The following is an 18,392-nucleotide window of genomic DNA, read 5'->3' as shown; positions in this document are numbered from 1 at the left end:
TTTTTCTTTTCTTCTTCTGACTTATTTTTCTGGATCGGTAAATCCGATTAATATACTGGCAATAAAACCGACAACCCAAGCCCCCAATACTGCGATAAGGAATTTGATGATCTGCCCATCCCCCACCAGTGGAATTAATGATAACCCAGCAGTACCAAATGGAATAATGATCCCAACCTGAAAATAAGCCATTAATGCACCACCCGCAGCCCCGCCAATACAACCTGCAATAAAGGGCTTACCTAAAGGTAAAGAGACACCAAATAATAAAGGCTCACCCACGCCGAAAATTCCGACAGGCAACGCACCCATTAACGTTTTCTTTAAGCGTTGGTTTTTAGTACGTAAATAAACCCAGAAACAAGAGCCTACTTGCCCCATTCCGCCCATTGCTAAAATAGGGAATAGGTAATTTAACCCAAAGGTATTTAAAATTTCAGTGTGGATCGGTATTAAACCTTGGTGTAGACCGGTTAGTAATAAGAATAAGAAACTGCCCCCTAACGCTGCGCCTGTCACAACCGCACCGCCACCATGATTTAATAGTGATAAGGATACGCCTTGCGCTAATAGTTGATTCAGATAATGACCTATAGGTTGGAATACCATAATTGCCACTAACGCAGAAACTAAAATAGTGACAAAGGGGGTTAAAATAAGATCAAGACTCTCTTTTACAATACTGCGAAACCATAGTTCTAATTTTGAAGAAAATACCACCACCATTAAGACCGCGAAGATCCCACCACTATTAGGCTGTAATTTCTCACCAAATAATGTGATATCAGCCAGTCCCGGCATGGCTAATAATCCCGCCATAACAGCACCTATGGAGGTTGAAGCCCCTAACTCTTTAGCCGTATTTATACCTATCATAATAGAGAGATAAGCAAATACGGTACTTCCGATCAGTTTAAATAGCTTAAAGAGTTCAGGAAACTGATCAACTAAGCCGGGTGCCACTAAACGAATAATATTAATTAGCCCCATAATTAAACCACAGCCAATTAATGCTGGGATAGTAGGAACAAAAATAGCCGCCAACGTATTTAGCATACGGCGTATGGAAAACCCTTTTTTCACTGGTGTTGACGCAGGGGCTTCTTCGCTATTATCTGTGTTTTTTTGCATACGTTTATTCATGATTGAATAAACTTTGGCGGCCGTTCCCATTCCTACTATGACTTGATGTTGCTCGCCATTAAATACCACGCCTTTGACACCTTCGACTTGTTTTAATGCTTCGGTATTAAATAGCGAACTATCTTTTAAGATCAAACGAATACGGGTCATGCAATGTGTTAAGGTTGCGATATTGCTAAACCCACCAGCCTGTTTTTCTATTTCTGATGCTAAGGTGTCGAGATGTTCTATTTTATTAGCCATAATTGTGCCTGCTAGAGTTCAGAGGATTGACTGATATTGTTATTCATTAAATAGAGCTAACTGTTGTTGTAAAGAGTGGTAAGGATAGCGTTGTGTCATTTGCTCAACCTTCTCTACACTCAGATGAAGCTCATACATTAAAATGGCTTTTCGCGGATGATAATTAACCATTTTTAATAACTCCGCTGCTTTTTGTGTTGTGATCCCACACACTTCACTCACAATACCTTCAGCACGTCGCTGTAATTTTTCATTACTGGCCACGACATCGACCATCAGGTTTTTATGCACCTTACCTAAACGAGTCATTACACTGGTACTTAGCATACCTAAGATCATTTTTTGAGCCGTGCCACTTTTCATTCTTGTCGAGCCTGTTAACACTTCGGCGCCGACATCTGGCGCGATGGATAAATCGGCTATTTCACTCATCATACCTTTACCGCGGGTAGTAATTGAGAGCGTTAATGCATTGATCTGCTTTGCATACTGTAATGCAGCCACTGTAAATGGCGTGCGACCACTGGCAGCGATACCAATAACGACATCGTTAGAATTTACCTCACGGCGTTGCAACTCTTCGATAGCAGCTTGTTGATTATCTTCAATATTCTCAACGGCTTGAAGCATAGCATCATGCCCACCAGCAATAATGGCTTGTACCAGTGAGGGAGAAACGCCAAAAGTAGGCGGACATTCCGCGCTATCTAATACCGCTAATCGGCCACTTGTTCCTGCGCCGACATAAAAAATGCGTCCCCCTTGACGTAGACGTTCACAAATTTTGTCTACGGCTTTCGCGATTGCGGGTAATTCTTTCTTTACGGCATAGGCCACGGTGATATCGGCACTATTAATTAACGAAACTAACGCTAAGGTACTTAGCTCAGAAAATTGTGTGGTCTCTTGGTTACTTTCATTTTGAAGACATAAACTCAATGCATCATCTTTCATTGTAATAACCTTAATGAAATAGTATTTCAATTAAAATTACATATAATGAAATTTTAATTCAATCTTATTGATGACTATTTTGTGAACAAAATCACAATACCGTAAAAACATTCAACTAAAAACAAACTTAACGCGATGTAAAAAAGATAACTTATTGATAATAAAGCTCTCCTGATTTTAAACAGGAGAGCTGTGAGAGGTATGGCTCATTGATGGCTATTTTGCTGAGCTTAAAAATTCGCTAAATTCTTCAATACTAGGATAAGAAGATTGAGTGCCTTTTCCTGTGACACTTAAACCCGAAAACATAACCGCTTTATTTAACGCTTCTTCAATATTGCCGGTATGCACATAGTAATGAGAAAAACAGCCAATAAAAGCATCTCCAGCACCGCTGGTATCAACGGCATTAACTTCAATGGCGGGGATATATTTCTCAATTTCCCCATTCACCCATAACGCCCCTTTTTCACCTAATGTAACAATGATATTTTTAAACCCTTTTTCGAGTAAAAAGTAGGCTGCTTCTCGAATTTCATCCAACGTATTAATTGGCATACCCGTTAAAATTTCCAGCTCTGTCTCATTGGGGACAAAAAAATCACATTGTGCGGCGATAGTGAGATCTAAAGCTTTCGATGCTGGTGCAGGGTTAAACAATACTGGAATATGATGTTTATTACCGAACTCAATCGCGTGATAGACCGTTTCAAGCGGGATTTCTAATTGCAGCACAATCATACGACATTTTTTTAAACTCACCGCGGCTCTATCGATATCTTCAGCAGATAGATGCTGATTCGCGCCTTTTACGATCAAAATACTATTGGATGATTGAGAGGTAACAAAAATAGGTGCAACACCGCTGGTGGTTCCGGGCACTTTTTCAACATAACGAGTATTAATACCATAAGACTCTAAATTCATGATGGTGTTATCTGCGAAAATATCATCTCCCACTTTGGTTAACATCATCACCTTAGAATTTAATTTTGCAGCGGCAACCGCTTGATTTGCCCCTTTCCCGCCGCAACCAATCTTAAATGCTGGCGCCTCAAGGGTTTCTCCCTCTTTTGGCATCCTATCTATATAGGTGATCAAATCCACCATATTTGAACCAATCACTGCGATATCCATAGTGCCCCTCTCACCCTAATGAAAAAGTTAAAATGTTAGAATAGTTACATTTAGATAGATATATAACAATATCATGTTATTTAAATATCATTTGTGATTGTTATCCCGTTAAAAGCTCACTATTATGTTGCCAAACTAACATGAGTGATAAATAACAATCTTCTCTTAAGGAAACGATTATGCGTCCATTAGCTAATTATATCGATCATACTCTACTTGCTGCAGATACAACTGAAGCACAAATCAAACAATTATGTGCTGAAGCTGTTGAACACGGTTTCTTCTCTGTGTGTATTAACACTTCTTATATCCCTTTAGCAAGAACTTGCCTAACCGGAAGTGATGTTAAAGTATGCTGTGTTATCGACTTCCCATTTGGTGCAGGCCTAACAGCAACCAAAGCATTTGAAGCGGCAGAAGCTATTCGCCAAGGTGCTCAAGAAGTCGATATGGTTATCAACATTGGCATGTTAAAAAGTGGTCGTTTTGATTTTGTAAAACAAGATATTGCCGCGGTAAAAGCCGCTTGCGGAAATACAACACTAAAAGTTATTCTAGAAACATGCCTATTAACTGACGACGAAGTACGTTTAGTTTGTGAAATGTGTTGCGAAGTCGGTGTTGATTTTGTTAAAACATCAACTGGATACAGTACAATGGGTGCCACAGAACACCATGTCGCTTTAATGCGTCAAACTGTCGGTGACAAAATGGGCGTAAAAGCGTCAGGTGGTGTACGTGATCGCCAAACAGCCTTAAAGATGATCAAAGCGGGGGCAACACGTATTGGTGCAAGTGCCAGTGTTGCGATTGTAACAGATTCAGATGCACCAGAATCAAATTACTAATAGCCTAGCGTATCGTTATATGGGATACGCTATTCGATAATAGAAGGATCCTTAGGTGATAGAGACCAAACAGCATGAACGTTTGCGTCGCCTTAGCGAATGCATAAAACGCTCAGGCCGCATCCATCTCAAAGATGCCGCGAGGATCCTTGAAGTATCTGAAATGACCATTCGTCGTGATCTCAGTTCAGATGTTGAAAACCCCTATCCGATGTCACTGCTTGGTGGCTATATTGTCGCGTTGGCACAACCTCATAGCAACCTAATCACATCGACTAGTGATATTATCACCCCGGATCAAACCCAAGAATTACACATTCCTAATCTTGCTGCGGGCATGGTGTCTGAAGGTGATGTACTATTTTTTGATAATGGCCAACTTATTCCGACATTAATTGAGCTTATTCCTGAGAGTTTACACTTTACTGGTATTTGTTATTCGCACCGCGTTTTCCTGGCATTAAGCCGAAAGAAAAATGCGACCGTACTACTGTGTGGTGGCGAATATCGCCCTAAAAGCGACTCATTTTATAATCCCCTCCAGCCTTGTTACCTTGATAACATAAACCCGAAAAAAGCCTTTATTTCCGCAGAGGGTGTCCACCTCGATTTTGGTGTCTCTTGCTACAACATTGATGATCTTCATATGAAAAGAAAAGCGATGGATAAATCGATTCGCAAGATCTTACTCACCAAATACCATGCCTTCGATGAAACTGCCACAGGCAATATGGGCGATTTAGCGCAATTTGATGTCGTGATCACCGATAGAAAATTAACAGATGATTACGAAGCCTATTGCCGAAAAAGCTCAGTTAAAATTATTTATTAACCCAAAAGAAAAATCTCACTGTTCCCTAATTTACTTTTTTTGGTAAACAGAAAGAAAAATCACGCTACTTTTTTAATTGCTAAAGTGAAAAAAAGTGATTACTATTCGCCTGATTTATTATTTTCCATTTCACAGAACTGCAAGGAGGTATCCCATGACAACAACAAATATGAATACTCTTTGCGGACAATCTCAAAAGTAATCCTTTCTTTTTACTGTCCGCCAATCACGTTATTTTTTATCCTTTACAATATATGGATTGGAATATGGACAAGTGTGTTCATTATTTATCTGATCGCGTTTGTTATATCGCCTCAGATAAAACTTGGATTGAAAGTAAAGCAATCCAACAACTAGTAACAACCGCTCAACTTCCTGAAATGGCTTATGTCACTGGCATGCCAGACTTACATCCCGGTCGTGGTTATCCCATTGGAGCGGTTTTTTTTTCTGTTAACCGTTTTTACCCTGCTTTAGTCGGTAATGACATTGGCTGTGGTATGACACTGTTTCAAACAGAATTTAACCATAGCAAACTCAATTTAGATAAAATAGAAAAAAAATTGAGCGAAATGAGTGATATCGCGCCCATCGAATGGTTGATAGATAATTTACCTGCAGATATGCAAAATCATCCATTTGCTCACTCATTAGGCTCTATTGGTGGTGGAAATCACTTTGCTGAATTCCAACAAATTGACCAAGTTATTAATCAAGCATTGTTTACAAACAGTGGTATTAATAAAAAACAATTATTGCTATTGGTGCATAGTGGTTCACGTGGTTTAGGGCAATCTATTTTACGTGCTCACACAGAGCAATTTGGCCATCAAGGATTGGTCGCGAATACAGACGCTGCCAATGACTACTTACAAGCCCATGACCATGCTCTTAATTATGCTAAGCTCAATCGCCACTTGATTGGCCATAGAATGATGGAACAAATTCATACACAAGGAACGGTTATTACTGATGTTAACCATAATCTGGTAGAGCCTTGCGAATTATATAATCAACAAGGATGGTTACATCGCAAAGGGGCGACGCCCGCTCATCACGAAATTGTGGTTATTCCTGGTTCACGTGGTGATCACAGTTATCTCGTTAAGCCTATTATCTCTGAATTAAGCCTTCATTCTCTACCACATGGTGCGGGTAGAAAGTGGATGCGAACGGAGTGTAAAGGCCGTTTATCACATCGATTTACGCCATTACAGCTCTCACGCACAGCACTAGGTAGCCGTATTATTTGTGCTAATAAACAATTAATTTATGAGGAAGCGCCTCAATCGTATAAATCAATTGAAACTGTTATAGAAAGTATGAGGAGTCTTGGTTTAATTGAGGTTATCGCCCGCTTAAAACCGGTTATTACTTATAAAACCAGTGGGGAGATAGCATAATGTTATTACAATTTTCTTCAGCACAAGGCCCCGAAGAATGCTGTATAGCGGTAGAAAAAACATTGAATTATTTTCTAACCGTCACAGAGCAGCGGCAAGTTGATGTGATAATTCTTGAGCAAGAGCCATCTCGTTATGGTTTAAAGTCAGTATTAGTATCGCTTAAAGGTGCAGAGGCTAAAGCTATCGCACAACAATGGTCAGGCACAGTGCAATGGCAATGTACAAGTACTTTAAGACCTAAACATAAACGCAAAAATTGGTTTATCGGTATCGCTTATTTTGACCCACCACAAGAAATCCAAGACACCGAAATTTTATTTGAAACCATGCGTGCCAATGGCCCCGGAGGACAACATGTTAATAAAACGAGTTCAGCTGTCAGAGCGACGCATATTGCAACAGGCATTAGCGTCAAGATCCAGTCTCAGCGAATCCAACATGCTAATAAAAAATTAGCGAAACAGCTTATTGCTTGGCATCTAACTCATTATCTATCCCAACAGCAAGCTTCATTTAATAACCAGCGACACCTAGCTCATCACCGAGTGATCCGTGGTAATGCAACTCATTGTTTTTATGGACGTGAGTTTTTACCAATAACGAAATAACTCATATAAAACTAAAGCCACGTTATTAAATCGTGGCTTAACTGACTAATAAATCTAATAATTAAACCATCACTGTGATCCTAAATAATAAGATCGGTTATACATCTTAGTAGATAGCGAAAATAAAAACGCATCAGCGATGTTAAATGCCATCAGTATAAGATAGAGGGTTATTATTAATTCACTTTAGTGACGATTAGCCATCTATCACGACTTTTAATTACTATTTCATTTAACATTAGACCTGATTTTATACTATAAAAACAAAGCATTAACACTATAGAGTAGTAATAGAAAACATTTTAAAACGATCAAATATGCATCATCAATTATTGATTTATAACGTTCAATAAAGATATATACTTATATTTTAATATCAAAGATGCCTAAAAGTAATTTCTTATCATTACTATATTACTCAATAAACTACTACTATATGAGTATTTTTTAACAAAGCACTATTGTGATAATATTATTAGTGATAATAATTATTTAATTGGCTATCCCTATTTTGCTGACTAACAGTTGATTTTAGTAATAAACTTTGTGGTGACACTTTCAAAATAATCGCAATACATATTAATTCATCAACGGTTATCTTAGTATAACCATTTTCTAATTTTAGATAATATTGCTCTGTCATCCCTAACTGTAATGCAATTTTCGAACTTGATATATTTAATTCTTTTCTTCTATTTTGTATTCTTTTCCCTACCACTGTATTGATCATCATATACGCCCCTCAATGACAGGTAACCCTAATGATGATTCTAGTACAAATTGATAAAAACGATCAATAAAAAGATTACGATAGCCAACAGCTATCAAAAAACAAGCATTGATCGGTAGTAACAATACTTAGATAGATATACCTATAAATGCGTTTTTTAAGTATTAAATTTTAATAATTTACCTTAATAAAGATTATTATCTAAACAAAAGCCTAATTTACAGTTAATGTAATGTTAAAAAATTAATACTTGCATGTATAAATAAAAATATATTTTAAATTTAAAGATAAAAATAATCTCCACCAATAACTATATTTATAAAAATATATCAAATATGATATTACTTATAATATTACCATAGCATAAAAATGCTTTCTTATAAGCATTTCAAAGAATAGAATAATTAGCTATTTTTACTTATAGATATTTTGAGTCTATTATTTGCTTTTTTTTAAATACGACTAAAAATAGTACAAAATGTAAGAATGGTTGTTATTCTATAATAAAACAGATTTACCTATTAGAATCTTTAAAATAAAGATAAAACCATTTTTAATAGTAAAATCAAAAAAAATGAGCGATTAGAGGATGTTTTACCATTTTATTTTTATATTGTATTTAATAGAGTGAGGAAGATGTTTGAGACATTAAAATCACTATTGTTACGTTAAGTATCAAGATGTTGCAAAGAAATTAAAAAACAATGTTATTATAACAGATATGAATAATTAAACATATTTCTGTACTTCTTCTATAAAATAAGATTTTATACGACTATATTAATAAACTTTCGCATTCGCTATCATTCAGCCATTCACTTATTATCTAAAATACCCATGTATACTCAAAAAATCCTACAACAGAAAATTCTAATATCACGATCTGGCGTAAAGGTGATAACAGAGCGCCCCATAAACCACTGTTACTCTTATTAGCGCTTTCCGAGTACCGCAAAGGCCATCCACGACTATTTAATTATGGTAATGAAATTCATCAACAGTTATTAGAATTATTGATTAATTTTGGCCCATCTCGCCGTGAGCATTATCCAAATCTGCCTTTCTGGCGATTAGTTCGCGATGGTTTTTGGGAGTTGCAACTACCAAAAGAGAGCGATCTATCAAAAGATAATAAGCAACCATCGAAAAATAAATTAATTCAGCAAAATGTGTTAAGTGGATTTGGCCAAGAAAGCTATCAGCTTCTTATAAAAAAGCCAAGTTTAATCAATAAGCTAGCACAACAGATTTTAAGTGAACACTTCCCTGATAATGTACAAGAAGTTATTGCTAACCGTCTTGATTTTCCACTACAAGAAATTCGCCAAAACCGAGATCCCACTTTTAGAAAAAATATCTTACGTGCTTACAATTATCAGTGTGCTATATGTGGTTATAATCTACGTTATGATAGCGCCGTGGTTGGCCTAGAAGCCGCTCATTTGACATCCTCCACGCCCTAAAGGACGTGGATCCCTACTGCGTTCAGACTGATATCTGAATCACCTCGGCGGGTTCCTGCTTCGACGGGCGGTCTGACTGCACCCTCCCTCCACAGGCAAGCACGGCATGTCCTGCCGCTAAAATGTTACGTGCCCCGTTGATATCAGCATTCGCTGTATATCCACATTCAAGGCACTCGAATTGACTTTGTGACTGGCGGTTTTCCTTTGCTGTATGTCCACAGCAAGCACACTTCTGACTGGTGTAGGCAGGGGGTATTGCCAGTACCTGACCACCTCGCCAGAGCTGCTTGTACTCAAGCTGACGGCGCATTTCATACCAGCCCTGCTCCAGTATTGAGCGGTTTAAACCAGATTTAGCTTTTACGTTCCGTCCATGCCGTTCTGTCGTACCTTTTGCCGATTTAGACATGTTACTGACCTTTAAGTCCTCAATGACAATCATTGCGTGGTTTTTGCTGATTTCGCTGGTGACTTTGTGAAGGTAGTCTTTCCTGATATTGGCAATATGAGAATGCAGACGTTGAATTTTGCGCTTTTGTTTTTGCCAGTTGGCACTGAATTTGATTTTACGGCTTAACTTCCGTTGAAGCCTTGCCAGCTTTCGCTGGTTGACTTTAAAACTGCTGACGGGCGGGTATACCGTACCGTCTGAAAGCGTGGCTAGTTTTGTAACGCCTGCATCAAGCCCGACTATTGAGGTTGATTCAGGTTGTGGTTCTGTCGCTTCATACTCAGTCTGAATGCTGACGTACCATTTACCGCATGACTGACTGACCGTGACGTTTCTCACTTCTCCGACGACTTCACGACTGTTGCGGTAGCGCATCCATCCCAACTTTGGCAATGATATACGACTATTGGATTGATCGAGCTTCACGCCCTGCGGGTAGCGAAAAGCGTCATTTTTACCGCGTTTCTTGAATCGAGGAAAAGCGGTACGCTGCTGGAAAAAATTCTTGTAAGCCCGTTCCAAATCTTTAAGTGACGGTTGTGATGGGGCTTCCTTCAACCATTGTGTCTCTGTGTCAGATTTCCACTCAATGAGCCATGAAGCCATTTTTGTATAGGGAATGTATTTATTCCCTGCTTCGTAATTCTCATTCTGACGTGCTAATGCCCGATTGAAAACAAAACGACAAGCCCCTGCAAAGCGTCTCATCTCACGCTCTTGCTGACCATTGGGTCTTAACTGGAATTTAAAGGCTTGTAGACGTTTCATATTATCTATTATACTTTGGTCTATAAAAAATGAAACTAATATTCGCCTTGGCAGACATTGTGTATTCCTGATGCACGTCCATTTGGTCTTTGTCACAAAATACCGGCGAAAAATATTTGATCAGGATGCCATTGAAAAATTGCGAGGCTACTTTGCCAGTGTTTGTGCTGATTTTGATGTTGAACTGGTTGAAATGGATGGGGAACGGGATCACGTTCATTTACTGATTAATTACCCGCCAAAACTGGCGATATCTAATCTGGTTAACAGCCTTAAAGGGGTATCGAGTCGATTACCTCGACGTAATCGTCCTGATATTGCCCAACGTGATTACTACAAAGGGGTTCTTTGGTCGCCGAGTTATTTCGCGGGGAGTTGTGGTGGCGCAGCAATATCCATTATCCGCCAGTATATTGAGCAACAGGAAACACCTCGTTAGTTAAAAAACCGCGCCCTTATATCCCCGACCTGAAGGACGGGGTTTTACGGTGCTTTGGATAAAATGGAAGCAATTCGGCGGCCCATGTACTATCAATAATGGGTTGGCATTATGCGCATTACACCACTCTGCCTTTGATATGGGCGCAATCAGTATTGATGATAATATGAAATTATTAGTTTCTAGCGGTGTGAATGGTAATCAAATGGTAGAGCAAGTGTTTAAGCTATAGAATTAGCGAGTTGATGTTAAGTGTTTACCAATATCACTCAATATTTACAACTCTCTTATCAAGAAGAGACTGTATCTTGGCTCGGTTATTACAATACAAACGGTGATATATAAAATCTAATGACCATATCAACCTTTTTTGCGAAAGACTCTTTTATTGCATGGTGTTAGAGGCTGACTTCTACAAATATTTTTAAGATTATTATTTTCTCTTCAAGCAATTTTAATGGTTAACCTTAATGAATTACATAGCGCCATAGTTTTATTTTCAAATTTAGTATATGCCATTGCTGATCCTATTTTGGTAGCAAATATCGTCAACTGCCATACCTGAATCTGCGAGCTTTAAGATATTCACAATTTGAGTTTTAGCAAAACGAACTTTTTTCATTATGGTCTCTGAAATTTTGGGGCAAAATTTAATTATAGCTGTGTCATTTTAGGGGAAGTGGGCAATGACGCATTTGCCTTTCTACTGTATCTTTTGACCACAAGCCTGACTCAACCAATGAACTACAGACCATTGTTCTAAAACCATGTTCACAGACTTCGGTCTTAATATCATAGCCCACTACACGTAATGCATTGTTTACCGTGTTTTCTCTCGGATTGTCATTATCGATAAAGACTAGCGAATGATTACCACAGAATTAATAGACCTGTTTTAAGATATCAATGGTTTGTCGGCTTAAAGGGGCGTAGGTTTGACCTTAGTATACTTGGGAAGACTGAAAAATGGGGAAAAGCCTTGTAAACATTGGATTTCAGATAAAAAAAAAGACGTCCATTGATGTTCTTATGGTGCGAAGGCCGGACTCGTAAAACAAGTCTAACAACATGAAATTTAAACTATATATTTTGAAATATTATTTTTATACCCTCAATATAAATTGATTGGATATATTCATAACGCATCAACTGTAAATAAAGACTTTAATAATCATTAAAAACAAACCATTATCTATGGGTAAACTTATAAACTCATCGTGACTCTCTATAACGAAAAGAGTAAAGTTACAAAAAGGTCAAGATGCACTATAATATCACAACATATTACACAAAAGGAATTCAGTAATGAATTGGGAAAAACTGTTATCAGCAAATAGGTTGCGTTCTTCAAGTTTATCTTTTAATTTAGAAAATGATAGAAATCAATATGAAAGTGACTTAGGTCGAGTCATATTTAGTCCAGCGTTACGAAGAATGCATGATAAAACTCAGGTTTTTCCATTAAATACAAATGATAATATACATACAAGGCTAACTCACTCTATGGAAGTAATGTCTGTAGGGTATTCACTAGGAATTGGTGCCTGTAATAATAAAAAAATCCAAGATAAAATTAGATCAATAAGTGATATTTTTGATAAAAATACCTACAGAATTATCCCAGTGATATTAAAAAGTAGTTGTTTACTACACGATATTGGAAACCCTCCTTTTGGTCACTTTGGTGAAACTGTGATACAAAACTATTTCAGAGCATTATTTGAAGATAATAAATATGAACTCTCTAGTAAAATATCCAATGAACAGAAAAATGACTTTATAAATTTTGATGGTAATGCGCAAGGATTCCGAGTTATAACGAAACTTCAGGCTCTCGATGATTTATATGGACTTAATTTGACTTTTTCAACACTAGCCTCTTATTTAAAATATCCAAATTCAGCATCCCCTAAAAAAGGGAAAATAGAAACAAAGAAAACGGGTGTCTTTCACTCAGAAAAAGAATACCTAGAAGAAATATATAATCATTGTGGCTTAATGGATAAATATAAAAAACCTTTGCGTCACCCTTTAAGTTATTTAATGGAGGCCGCTGATTCTATTTGTTATTCTGTTATTGATATAGAAGATGCATTTAACAAAGGTATAATGACCCTTAATAATATCTTTGAACACTTTGAAAAAAAACTTCAAAAAACCGAAAATAAAAACTCTCCGACTTTAATGAACAAAGTCACTGAACATATTAAAGTCATACTCGATAACAAGAAAAGCTCAGAAAATAAAAAAATAGTTGAAATAAGAACTTATTTGATAGGTATTTTTGTTGAAAAATCACTTGAAAATTTCATCCATAATTTAGATAAAATTGAAATGGGGGAATATAATAAAGAGTTAATTGAAGATGGTGAACTAACTGAATTAACAGAAACATTACGAAGCATTGCTTGTAATATAATTTTCCCATATAGAGAAATCGTTTCTTTAGAGTTAGCTGGAGATGCTGTCTTAAAAGGTTTATTCAATTATTATATTGATTTATTATTTTATGAACCTAAAGGTTTTGATAAAGAAAAAGACCATGATGCAATCAAAAAAATAAAAGAAAAATATGCAAGTAAAGCTGAATCAATGATATCATCAAGTTTAGTTAATGTTGTTAAACAGGAATATATAAAAGAATCGGATAAAAAAATAGATATTTCCGACCTTCATATAGTTGATTTATCAGCATATTTTAAGCTAAAATTAATTGTAGATTTCGTTTCTGGTATGACAGATTTGTTTGCAATTAATCATTATCAAAAACTTAGTGGACAAAAAATTTAAATATTATGAAGAAAGACATCATTAATACTCAAGCAAATACGTTTAATGATTACCTAGCGGATAGGTTCCCTAAATTCGCCAAGCAAATAATCAACGTGCTGTTGGAGGAAAAAAATGATGTTTTTCTCTTTAGTGGCATCATTAGAGATTATTTTTTATATAAAGATAAATCATCAAATTTTAACGTAAGAGATATTGATATTGTTGTATCTGACATTGATAAATTTCATTCAATATTTAAAAATAAAATACAATATAAGAAAAACTCATTTGGTGGCTTAAAATTATACTTTAACGACATTAACATTGATGTTTGGCAAGCTAACTTAACATGGGGGTTAAAAAATATCCCACAAAAAAATAGAAACACTACTAATATAATAGATATTCTACCTCAAACTGTTTTTTTTAATTGTTCATCTATTCTCTTTGATTTTCAAAATAAAAAATTCATTGAAAATGATGACAGTAGCTTCCAACTTTTTCTAGATAGTAAAACATTAGATATCGTTTTGGAAGAAAATCCATTACCAGAACTATGTATTTTAAATACTATTTATTACACAAAAAAACATAATTTAAATATTAGTTCAAAATTAGCAGATTATGTAAAAGATAAATTTTCAAAAATAGAAAAAGATAGATTTCTATATATACAAATGAAACATTTTAATAAAATAGCACTTAAAATCAATGAGTTAGACAAGGAAATAGAAGAGTTAGCTAACCTAATTAAATAAAGTTAATACATTTATTTCTTTAATAATTTATTAGTAATTTAAGATTATATTTAATATTTTATAATAACGTTAACTATTTTTAGTTTTATAGTCATTGATTAAAAATCAGAATATTTTTTGGGTAATACAGCTATTTGCCCCCAATTTAGTTCCTTTGTCCAGAACCCTGTTCCTACTGAACTTATGGATGCATAAAATACAACAATACGCCCTTCAACCTTACCCTCAATTATACCTCGTGGTACGGCAACTTCATTCCAAACCCACACTCTAAAATCAGCGTACCTTTTGGGTTGCCTTAATTTTAGCCATATAGTCAAATATTTTGTATGCTTATCAATAGATTCTATCTCACCAAAATAAAAATTTTCAACATTAACTTCATCATCTATATCATTAATATTTTTCAATGAATCACAAAATAAATAACGTAGTACGTTTCCCGATTTATTTACAACAAATATTTCTCGATAATAATTTTGCCTAAAATTAGCACATAATGACTATACGCTAGTCACTCTGCTTGGTAGTTTAAAAGATTATCCATTGAATCTAGAAACAGGTATATCTACCAACCTACCATCGCTACTTTCTAGGCTACTTTCATATTCTGACTCGCCACTATCAAAATCATCATAATTTTTATTTTCAGACCGTTCTTGCTTAAATCCATCGATAATAATTAATTCTTCATCTTCGACAGCCTTCTTTGCTTCCTCTTCTGATGAATAACGTTTTCCAAATATTGTACCACTTTTTAGTAAACAGAACGGTACATCTTGGTCCGGTAAATGCCAGAATAAAGCATCTCTACTATTAGATATCATTGAAATTGAAGGGCCCGCTGGTACCCTAATTAATGGTTCATAATATTGCGGGCAAATTAGATACCCTTTCATATCTAAACTATAATCAAGTGGCTCAACTTCATTTCTAATTAGTTTAAGCACGCTATGCTCTTTTTTTATCCATTTAGGATCAAAATATGCATACGCTATTCTTCGATTAGCTATAGAATCAATTCCAATAATTTATTTAACATCCCATGACAGTTATTTAACTAATAACTTATCCAGTTTACGGGAACCGATGTAATTACGTTGGAACTCTAATACTTCTTCAATTACATACGAAATATGATGATTAGTATCAAAACTAATCCATTGTGTAGGATTCCCTTTTATTAACATATTACTACATTTTTCAATTTGTTCATCACCCCAACTAAAGCTAGCTCCTAAAAAATAAGGTGAGTTTACTACCATGCGAGCAAGATCATACATTTGTGCACCTTTATTACCTTGCTGTTTTGAATGGCCTCGAGCAACAAAATATTTATTCTCTATTGTATAACGAATTTTCCCATTGGCATGTACTGCTTTAATTCCATCCCCACCTTTTGGATTTCTTATACCATAATCAGAAAATATTATAGTGGATGCCAAATCAGAATATATGGACTTCCATACATGCATTTCTTTACGTACTACAAAATCTGTAGAATCAGTGTCTTTAACTGCGTCATTAATTATGATAGGAAATGAGCACCCAGCAAGCATTACATTCCTAAAATTAAAATTTTTTGTTATATTCAGTAAATTTGTTAAGTCATTACTAATTGAAACTATTGATTTATTTTTTACATCTCCAAAATCAAACATTATTATTACTTGAGAAGGTGATAATCCAAGAGTATTCAAGATTTCATCAAGCATTTCAGTGAAATAGTTAGTATCATTTGCATCATCAATTGATACTGAGTCAATACGCAAACAATAAATTGTTTCAACACTTACATCCAATCCTACTAATGCCTTTTGGTAATCCAAGATATCCCATCGATCAAAACCAATTACTGGATAAACTGTTATTCCTTTCTTAGTTAATGCTCTATACATATAGCTAAGGATATGCTCACCAGTTTCAGTATAACTATCAGCTTTCCAATCAAAAAAATCAAAAAATAATGATGGCGATGAATTAGCACTGGAAATTCCATTTGCTATTAATTTTAGATAATCTTTAGTTAACTGAGATGATTCTCTAAGATCTTTCAATTTTTTTGTATCTTCAGTAATTCTAGGTATTTCAAAAAAAGGGCAAATTGCACTTGCATATTTACCTTTTAGATTTTTAATTGCATCAAACTCGCCTGTTTTTGCTCTAAGAATTGGTACATACGTAGGGTACATAGTTTGTTCTCCTAAAGACTAATTTACTTTGATTGATTCTAAAATCTTGCTAACCTCTCCTTGACCTATCAGTTCATTAAACAAACGATAGTTACCACTTTCTCGTCTAATTCTTCCTGCTATTATTGCAGGATTAATCTTCAGTTCTCTGGATAAATTATCAATTGTTTCTTTTGATGGTGAAGAATATGCATCACTTCTTTTCCAAACAGCTCTAGGTATAAATGCCTCTCTAGCTAATCTGTTTGCCTCGGATTCTCTTTTATCATTTGAAGTAACATCAATATCATCTAAAAATGTCTCACTAGAATGAACATGCTTCCAAATATGAGATACTTCATGAAGTAAGGTAAACCAGAAGTTATCGAGACGATCATACCTTAAAGATAATCCAATAATAGGTAAACCATCTACATCCTTTAAAGCTGCACCATCAATCCTAGTTCCTTTTAAGCTAGGTTCAATAATAACTGCAATACCATGTTTCTCTAGAAATTCTATAGCTAATAAGGGCCCTGTTTCAAACCAACTTAACTGAGCTAAATCCCTCAGAAAATTAGTAGAGAGTGTCGTTGGATCGAAATTTCCAAGTGAAGGTTTTTTTTCTCGTGCTCTTTGAACAACTCTACTAACCCAAGCATATAATGCATATTTTGTTGAAGGTGAGTACGCATCCCCCGAAAGGGTTCTTTTAAATGCAACAGTTCCGGTAGACCATGCTGTCTGATTAATAAAGTCTTTAACTAAATCTTCCGTTGATTTTTTTATTTTATCAACACTATTTGATATCCACCCTCTTCCTATCATTTCTTTTACAGGAAATTTTGACCAATCAACATTTTCAGTATTCTTTTTCGCCTGTTCACTATATATACCAACAAGCGTATCAGTTGAAATTCCCAAACCAATCGACAATGCCTTTATCATAGGTACTGTTAATGGTCTTTTCCGTGATAATATTTCAGAAACTCTACTTTTAGTTCCCAAATAAGGAACCAAATCTACCTGCTTAAGACCTTTTTCATGCATACGGAAAGTAATAGCATCAATTGGGTCTGGCGGCTCAATAGGATATTTAGAATTTTCATAGGATTCAACCAGAGTAATAAGTAATTCCAGTTCATCATTTTCGCTAGAGTTTAGAGTTGGCATCATTGACAGTAAGGAATATATGCGCTCTAGATATTCTTTATGTTGAGTTTCCGTACGGATAACTTTAATATTCATCAACATTACCCTTTATTGAGGTAATAAGAACTACTAATTTACTGAAATCTATAATTGTTTCCACCTTAAAATTAGTATTGCTTACCTGAAATAAATAAACTTTATCTTTAAGATTGATAACTGTTGGAAATTGTTTTTCTACTTCTTCTTTTGATTTCCAGTAGCTCTTAGCGATTTCTGTTGACCACAAATCGCTCCAACGTTTACATGAAGGTTCTATATCCACAAGTTTTTCTAGTTTATCTCGTCCGAGTAAACGCATTGCCATAGATTTAGTTCCTAACTTGGGAACATTATAGATGCATAATGATAAACTATCAACATGTTCCCAATTATGGAACATGTTTTTTTATAATTAATACACAATTTACGTACTAAAAATTGTGGCTCTATAAGCTCATTTTACAAAAAGTAGGCC

17 protein-coding genes and 3 pseudogenes are annotated in these 18,392 nt (G+C 35.4%); 9 read left to right on the top strand and 11 right to left on the bottom strand.

Annotated features, from left to right (window positions below; all coding sequences use genetic code 11):
- Positions 1-21: 21 nt before the first annotated feature.
- From PMI_RS17475 to rbsK, 3 genes are all read right to left on the bottom strand, one after another.
- A complete protein-coding gene (locus tag PMI_RS17475) occupies positions 22-1,386 on the bottom strand; it encodes a PTS transporter subunit EIIC (RefSeq protein WP_012368783.1) in 1,365 nt (454 codons plus the stop codon).
- A 39-nt stretch (positions 1,387-1,425) separates the two neighbouring features.
- Positions 1,426-2,340 (bottom strand): N-acetylmuramic acid 6-phosphate etherase, encoded by a 915-nt coding sequence (gene murQ / locus PMI_RS17470; protein ID WP_004249544.1) that lies wholly within the window; start codon positions 2,338-2,340, stop codon positions 1,426-1,428.
- A 216-nt stretch (positions 2,341-2,556) separates the two neighbouring features.
- A complete protein-coding gene (gene rbsK, locus PMI_RS17465; protein ID WP_004249546.1) occupies positions 2,557-3,477 on the bottom strand; it encodes a ribokinase in 921 nt (306 codons plus the stop codon).
- A 179-nt stretch (positions 3,478-3,656) separates the two neighbouring features.
- Between rbsK and deoC the strand changes: the two genes are divergently transcribed.
- From deoC to prfH, 4 genes are all read left to right on the top strand, one after another.
- A complete protein-coding gene (gene deoC / locus PMI_RS17460) occupies positions 3,657-4,325 on the top strand; it encodes a deoxyribose-phosphate aldolase (RefSeq protein WP_004246148.1) in 669 nt (222 codons plus the stop codon).
- A 55-nt stretch (positions 4,326-4,380) separates the two neighbouring features.
- Positions 4,381-5,157, top strand: a complete 777-nt coding sequence (locus tag PMI_RS17455) for a DeoR family transcriptional regulator (protein WP_004246149.1) — start codon at positions 4,381-4,383, stop codon at positions 5,155-5,157.
- 266 nt (positions 5,158-5,423) lie between these two features.
- On the top strand, positions 5,424-6,560 hold the full coding sequence (locus PMI_RS17450; protein ID WP_041707114.1) for an RNA ligase RtcB family protein: 1,137 nt from the start codon (positions 5,424-5,426) through the stop codon (positions 6,558-6,560).
- Entirely contained in the window at positions 6,560-7,171 is a 612-nt protein-coding gene (gene prfH / locus PMI_RS17445; RefSeq protein ID WP_012368781.1) for a peptide chain release factor H, read from the top strand. The genes PMI_RS17450 and prfH overlap by 1 nt, the downstream gene beginning before the upstream one ends.
- A 475-nt stretch (positions 7,172-7,646) precedes the next feature.
- Here the strand turns inward: prfH and PMI_RS17440 are convergent, their stop codons facing one another.
- The gene (locus PMI_RS17440) at positions 7,647-7,904 is read right to left on the bottom strand and encodes a helix-turn-helix domain-containing protein (protein WP_012368780.1); all 258 of its coding nucleotides are present in this window, start codon (positions 7,902-7,904) and stop codon (positions 7,647-7,649) included.
- A gap of 834 nt (positions 7,905-8,738) precedes the next feature.
- Between PMI_RS17440 and PMI_RS17435 the strand changes: the two are divergent.
- Positions 8,739-9,346 (top strand): annotated as a pseudogene (locus tag PMI_RS17435) (phosphorothioated DNA-binding restriction endonuclease); the annotation flags it as partial.
- Positions 9,347-9,386: 40 nt separating this feature from the next.
- On the opposite strand, the gene PMI_RS17430 reads toward PMI_RS17435, so the two are convergent.
- Complete coding sequence (locus tag PMI_RS17430) at positions 9,387-10,586, bottom strand: RNA-guided endonuclease InsQ/TnpB family protein (RefSeq protein ID WP_012368779.1); 1,200 nt, start codon at positions 10,584-10,586, stop codon at positions 9,387-9,389.
- A 70-nt stretch (positions 10,587-10,656) separates the two neighbouring features.
- Between PMI_RS17430 and tnpA the strand changes: the two genes are divergently transcribed.
- Both tnpA and PMI_RS17420 read left to right on the top strand, forming a co-directional pair.
- Positions 10,657-11,025: an IS200/IS605 family transposase gene (gene tnpA, locus PMI_RS17425; protein WP_373561776.1), complete on the top strand. Its 369-nt coding sequence runs from the start codon at positions 10,657-10,659 to the stop codon at positions 11,023-11,025.
- A gap of 55 nt (positions 11,026-11,080) precedes the next feature.
- Positions 11,081-11,248: pseudogene (locus PMI_RS17420) on the top strand (HNH endonuclease); the annotation flags it as partial.
- Between the two features lie 463 nt (positions 11,249-11,711).
- On the opposite strand, the pseudogene PMI_RS19725 reads toward PMI_RS17420, so the two are convergent.
- Positions 11,712-11,951 (bottom strand): annotated as a pseudogene (locus tag PMI_RS19725) (integrase); the annotation flags it as partial.
- 379 nt (positions 11,952-12,330) lie between these two features.
- Between PMI_RS19725 and dgt the strand changes: the two are divergent.
- Together dgt and PMI_RS17410 are read left to right on the top strand one after the other, a co-directional pair.
- The gene (gene dgt, locus PMI_RS17415; RefSeq protein ID WP_012368776.1) at positions 12,331-13,815 is read left to right on the top strand and encodes a dGTP triphosphohydrolase; all 1,485 of its coding nucleotides are present in this window, start codon (positions 12,331-12,333) and stop codon (positions 13,813-13,815) included.
- 5 nt (positions 13,816-13,820) lie between these two features.
- A complete protein-coding gene (locus PMI_RS17410) occupies positions 13,821-14,555 on the top strand; it encodes a hypothetical protein (protein ID WP_012368775.1) in 735 nt (244 codons plus the stop codon).
- A gap of 98 nt (positions 14,556-14,653) precedes the next feature.
- Here the strand turns inward: PMI_RS17410 and PMI_RS19720 are convergent, their stop codons facing one another.
- The 5 genes from PMI_RS19720 to PMI_RS17390 all read right to left on the bottom strand — a co-directional run bounded on the left by PMI_RS19720 (position 14,654) and on the right by PMI_RS17390 (position 18,242).
- Complete coding sequence (locus PMI_RS19720) at positions 14,654-14,965, bottom strand: hypothetical protein (RefSeq protein WP_221627752.1); 312 nt, start codon at positions 14,963-14,965, stop codon at positions 14,654-14,656.
- A 129-nt stretch (positions 14,966-15,094) separates the two neighbouring features.
- Positions 15,095-15,505 carry a hypothetical protein gene (locus tag PMI_RS19715; RefSeq protein WP_232504897.1) on the bottom strand — a complete coding sequence of 137 codons (411 nt, stop codon included), beginning with the start codon at positions 15,503-15,505 and terminating at the stop codon, positions 15,095-15,097.
- A 102-nt stretch (positions 15,506-15,607) separates the two neighbouring features.
- Positions 15,608-16,747, bottom strand: coding sequence for a beta family protein (locus tag PMI_RS17400; RefSeq protein WP_012368774.1), 1,140 nt, complete (start codon positions 16,745-16,747; stop codon positions 15,608-15,610).
- 18 nt (positions 16,748-16,765) lie between these two features.
- Positions 16,766-17,974 (bottom strand): ImmA/IrrE family metallo-endopeptidase, encoded by a 1,209-nt coding sequence (locus tag PMI_RS17395; RefSeq protein WP_012368773.1) that lies wholly within the window; start codon positions 17,972-17,974, stop codon positions 16,766-16,768.
- A complete protein-coding gene (locus tag PMI_RS17390; protein WP_041707112.1) occupies positions 17,964-18,242 on the bottom strand; it encodes a type II toxin-antitoxin system HigB family toxin in 279 nt (92 codons plus the stop codon). Before PMI_RS17390 ends, PMI_RS17395 begins: the two co-directional genes overlap by 11 nt.
- Positions 18,243-18,392: the final 150 nt, after the last annotated feature.

Origin of the sequence: Proteus mirabilis HI4320 (assembly GCF_000069965.1) — a bacterium.
In the GTDB taxonomy this organism is placed as follows: Bacteria; Pseudomonadota; Gammaproteobacteria; order Enterobacterales; family Enterobacteriaceae; genus Proteus; species Proteus mirabilis.
This window is presented reverse-complemented; position numbering and strand designations above follow the sequence as displayed.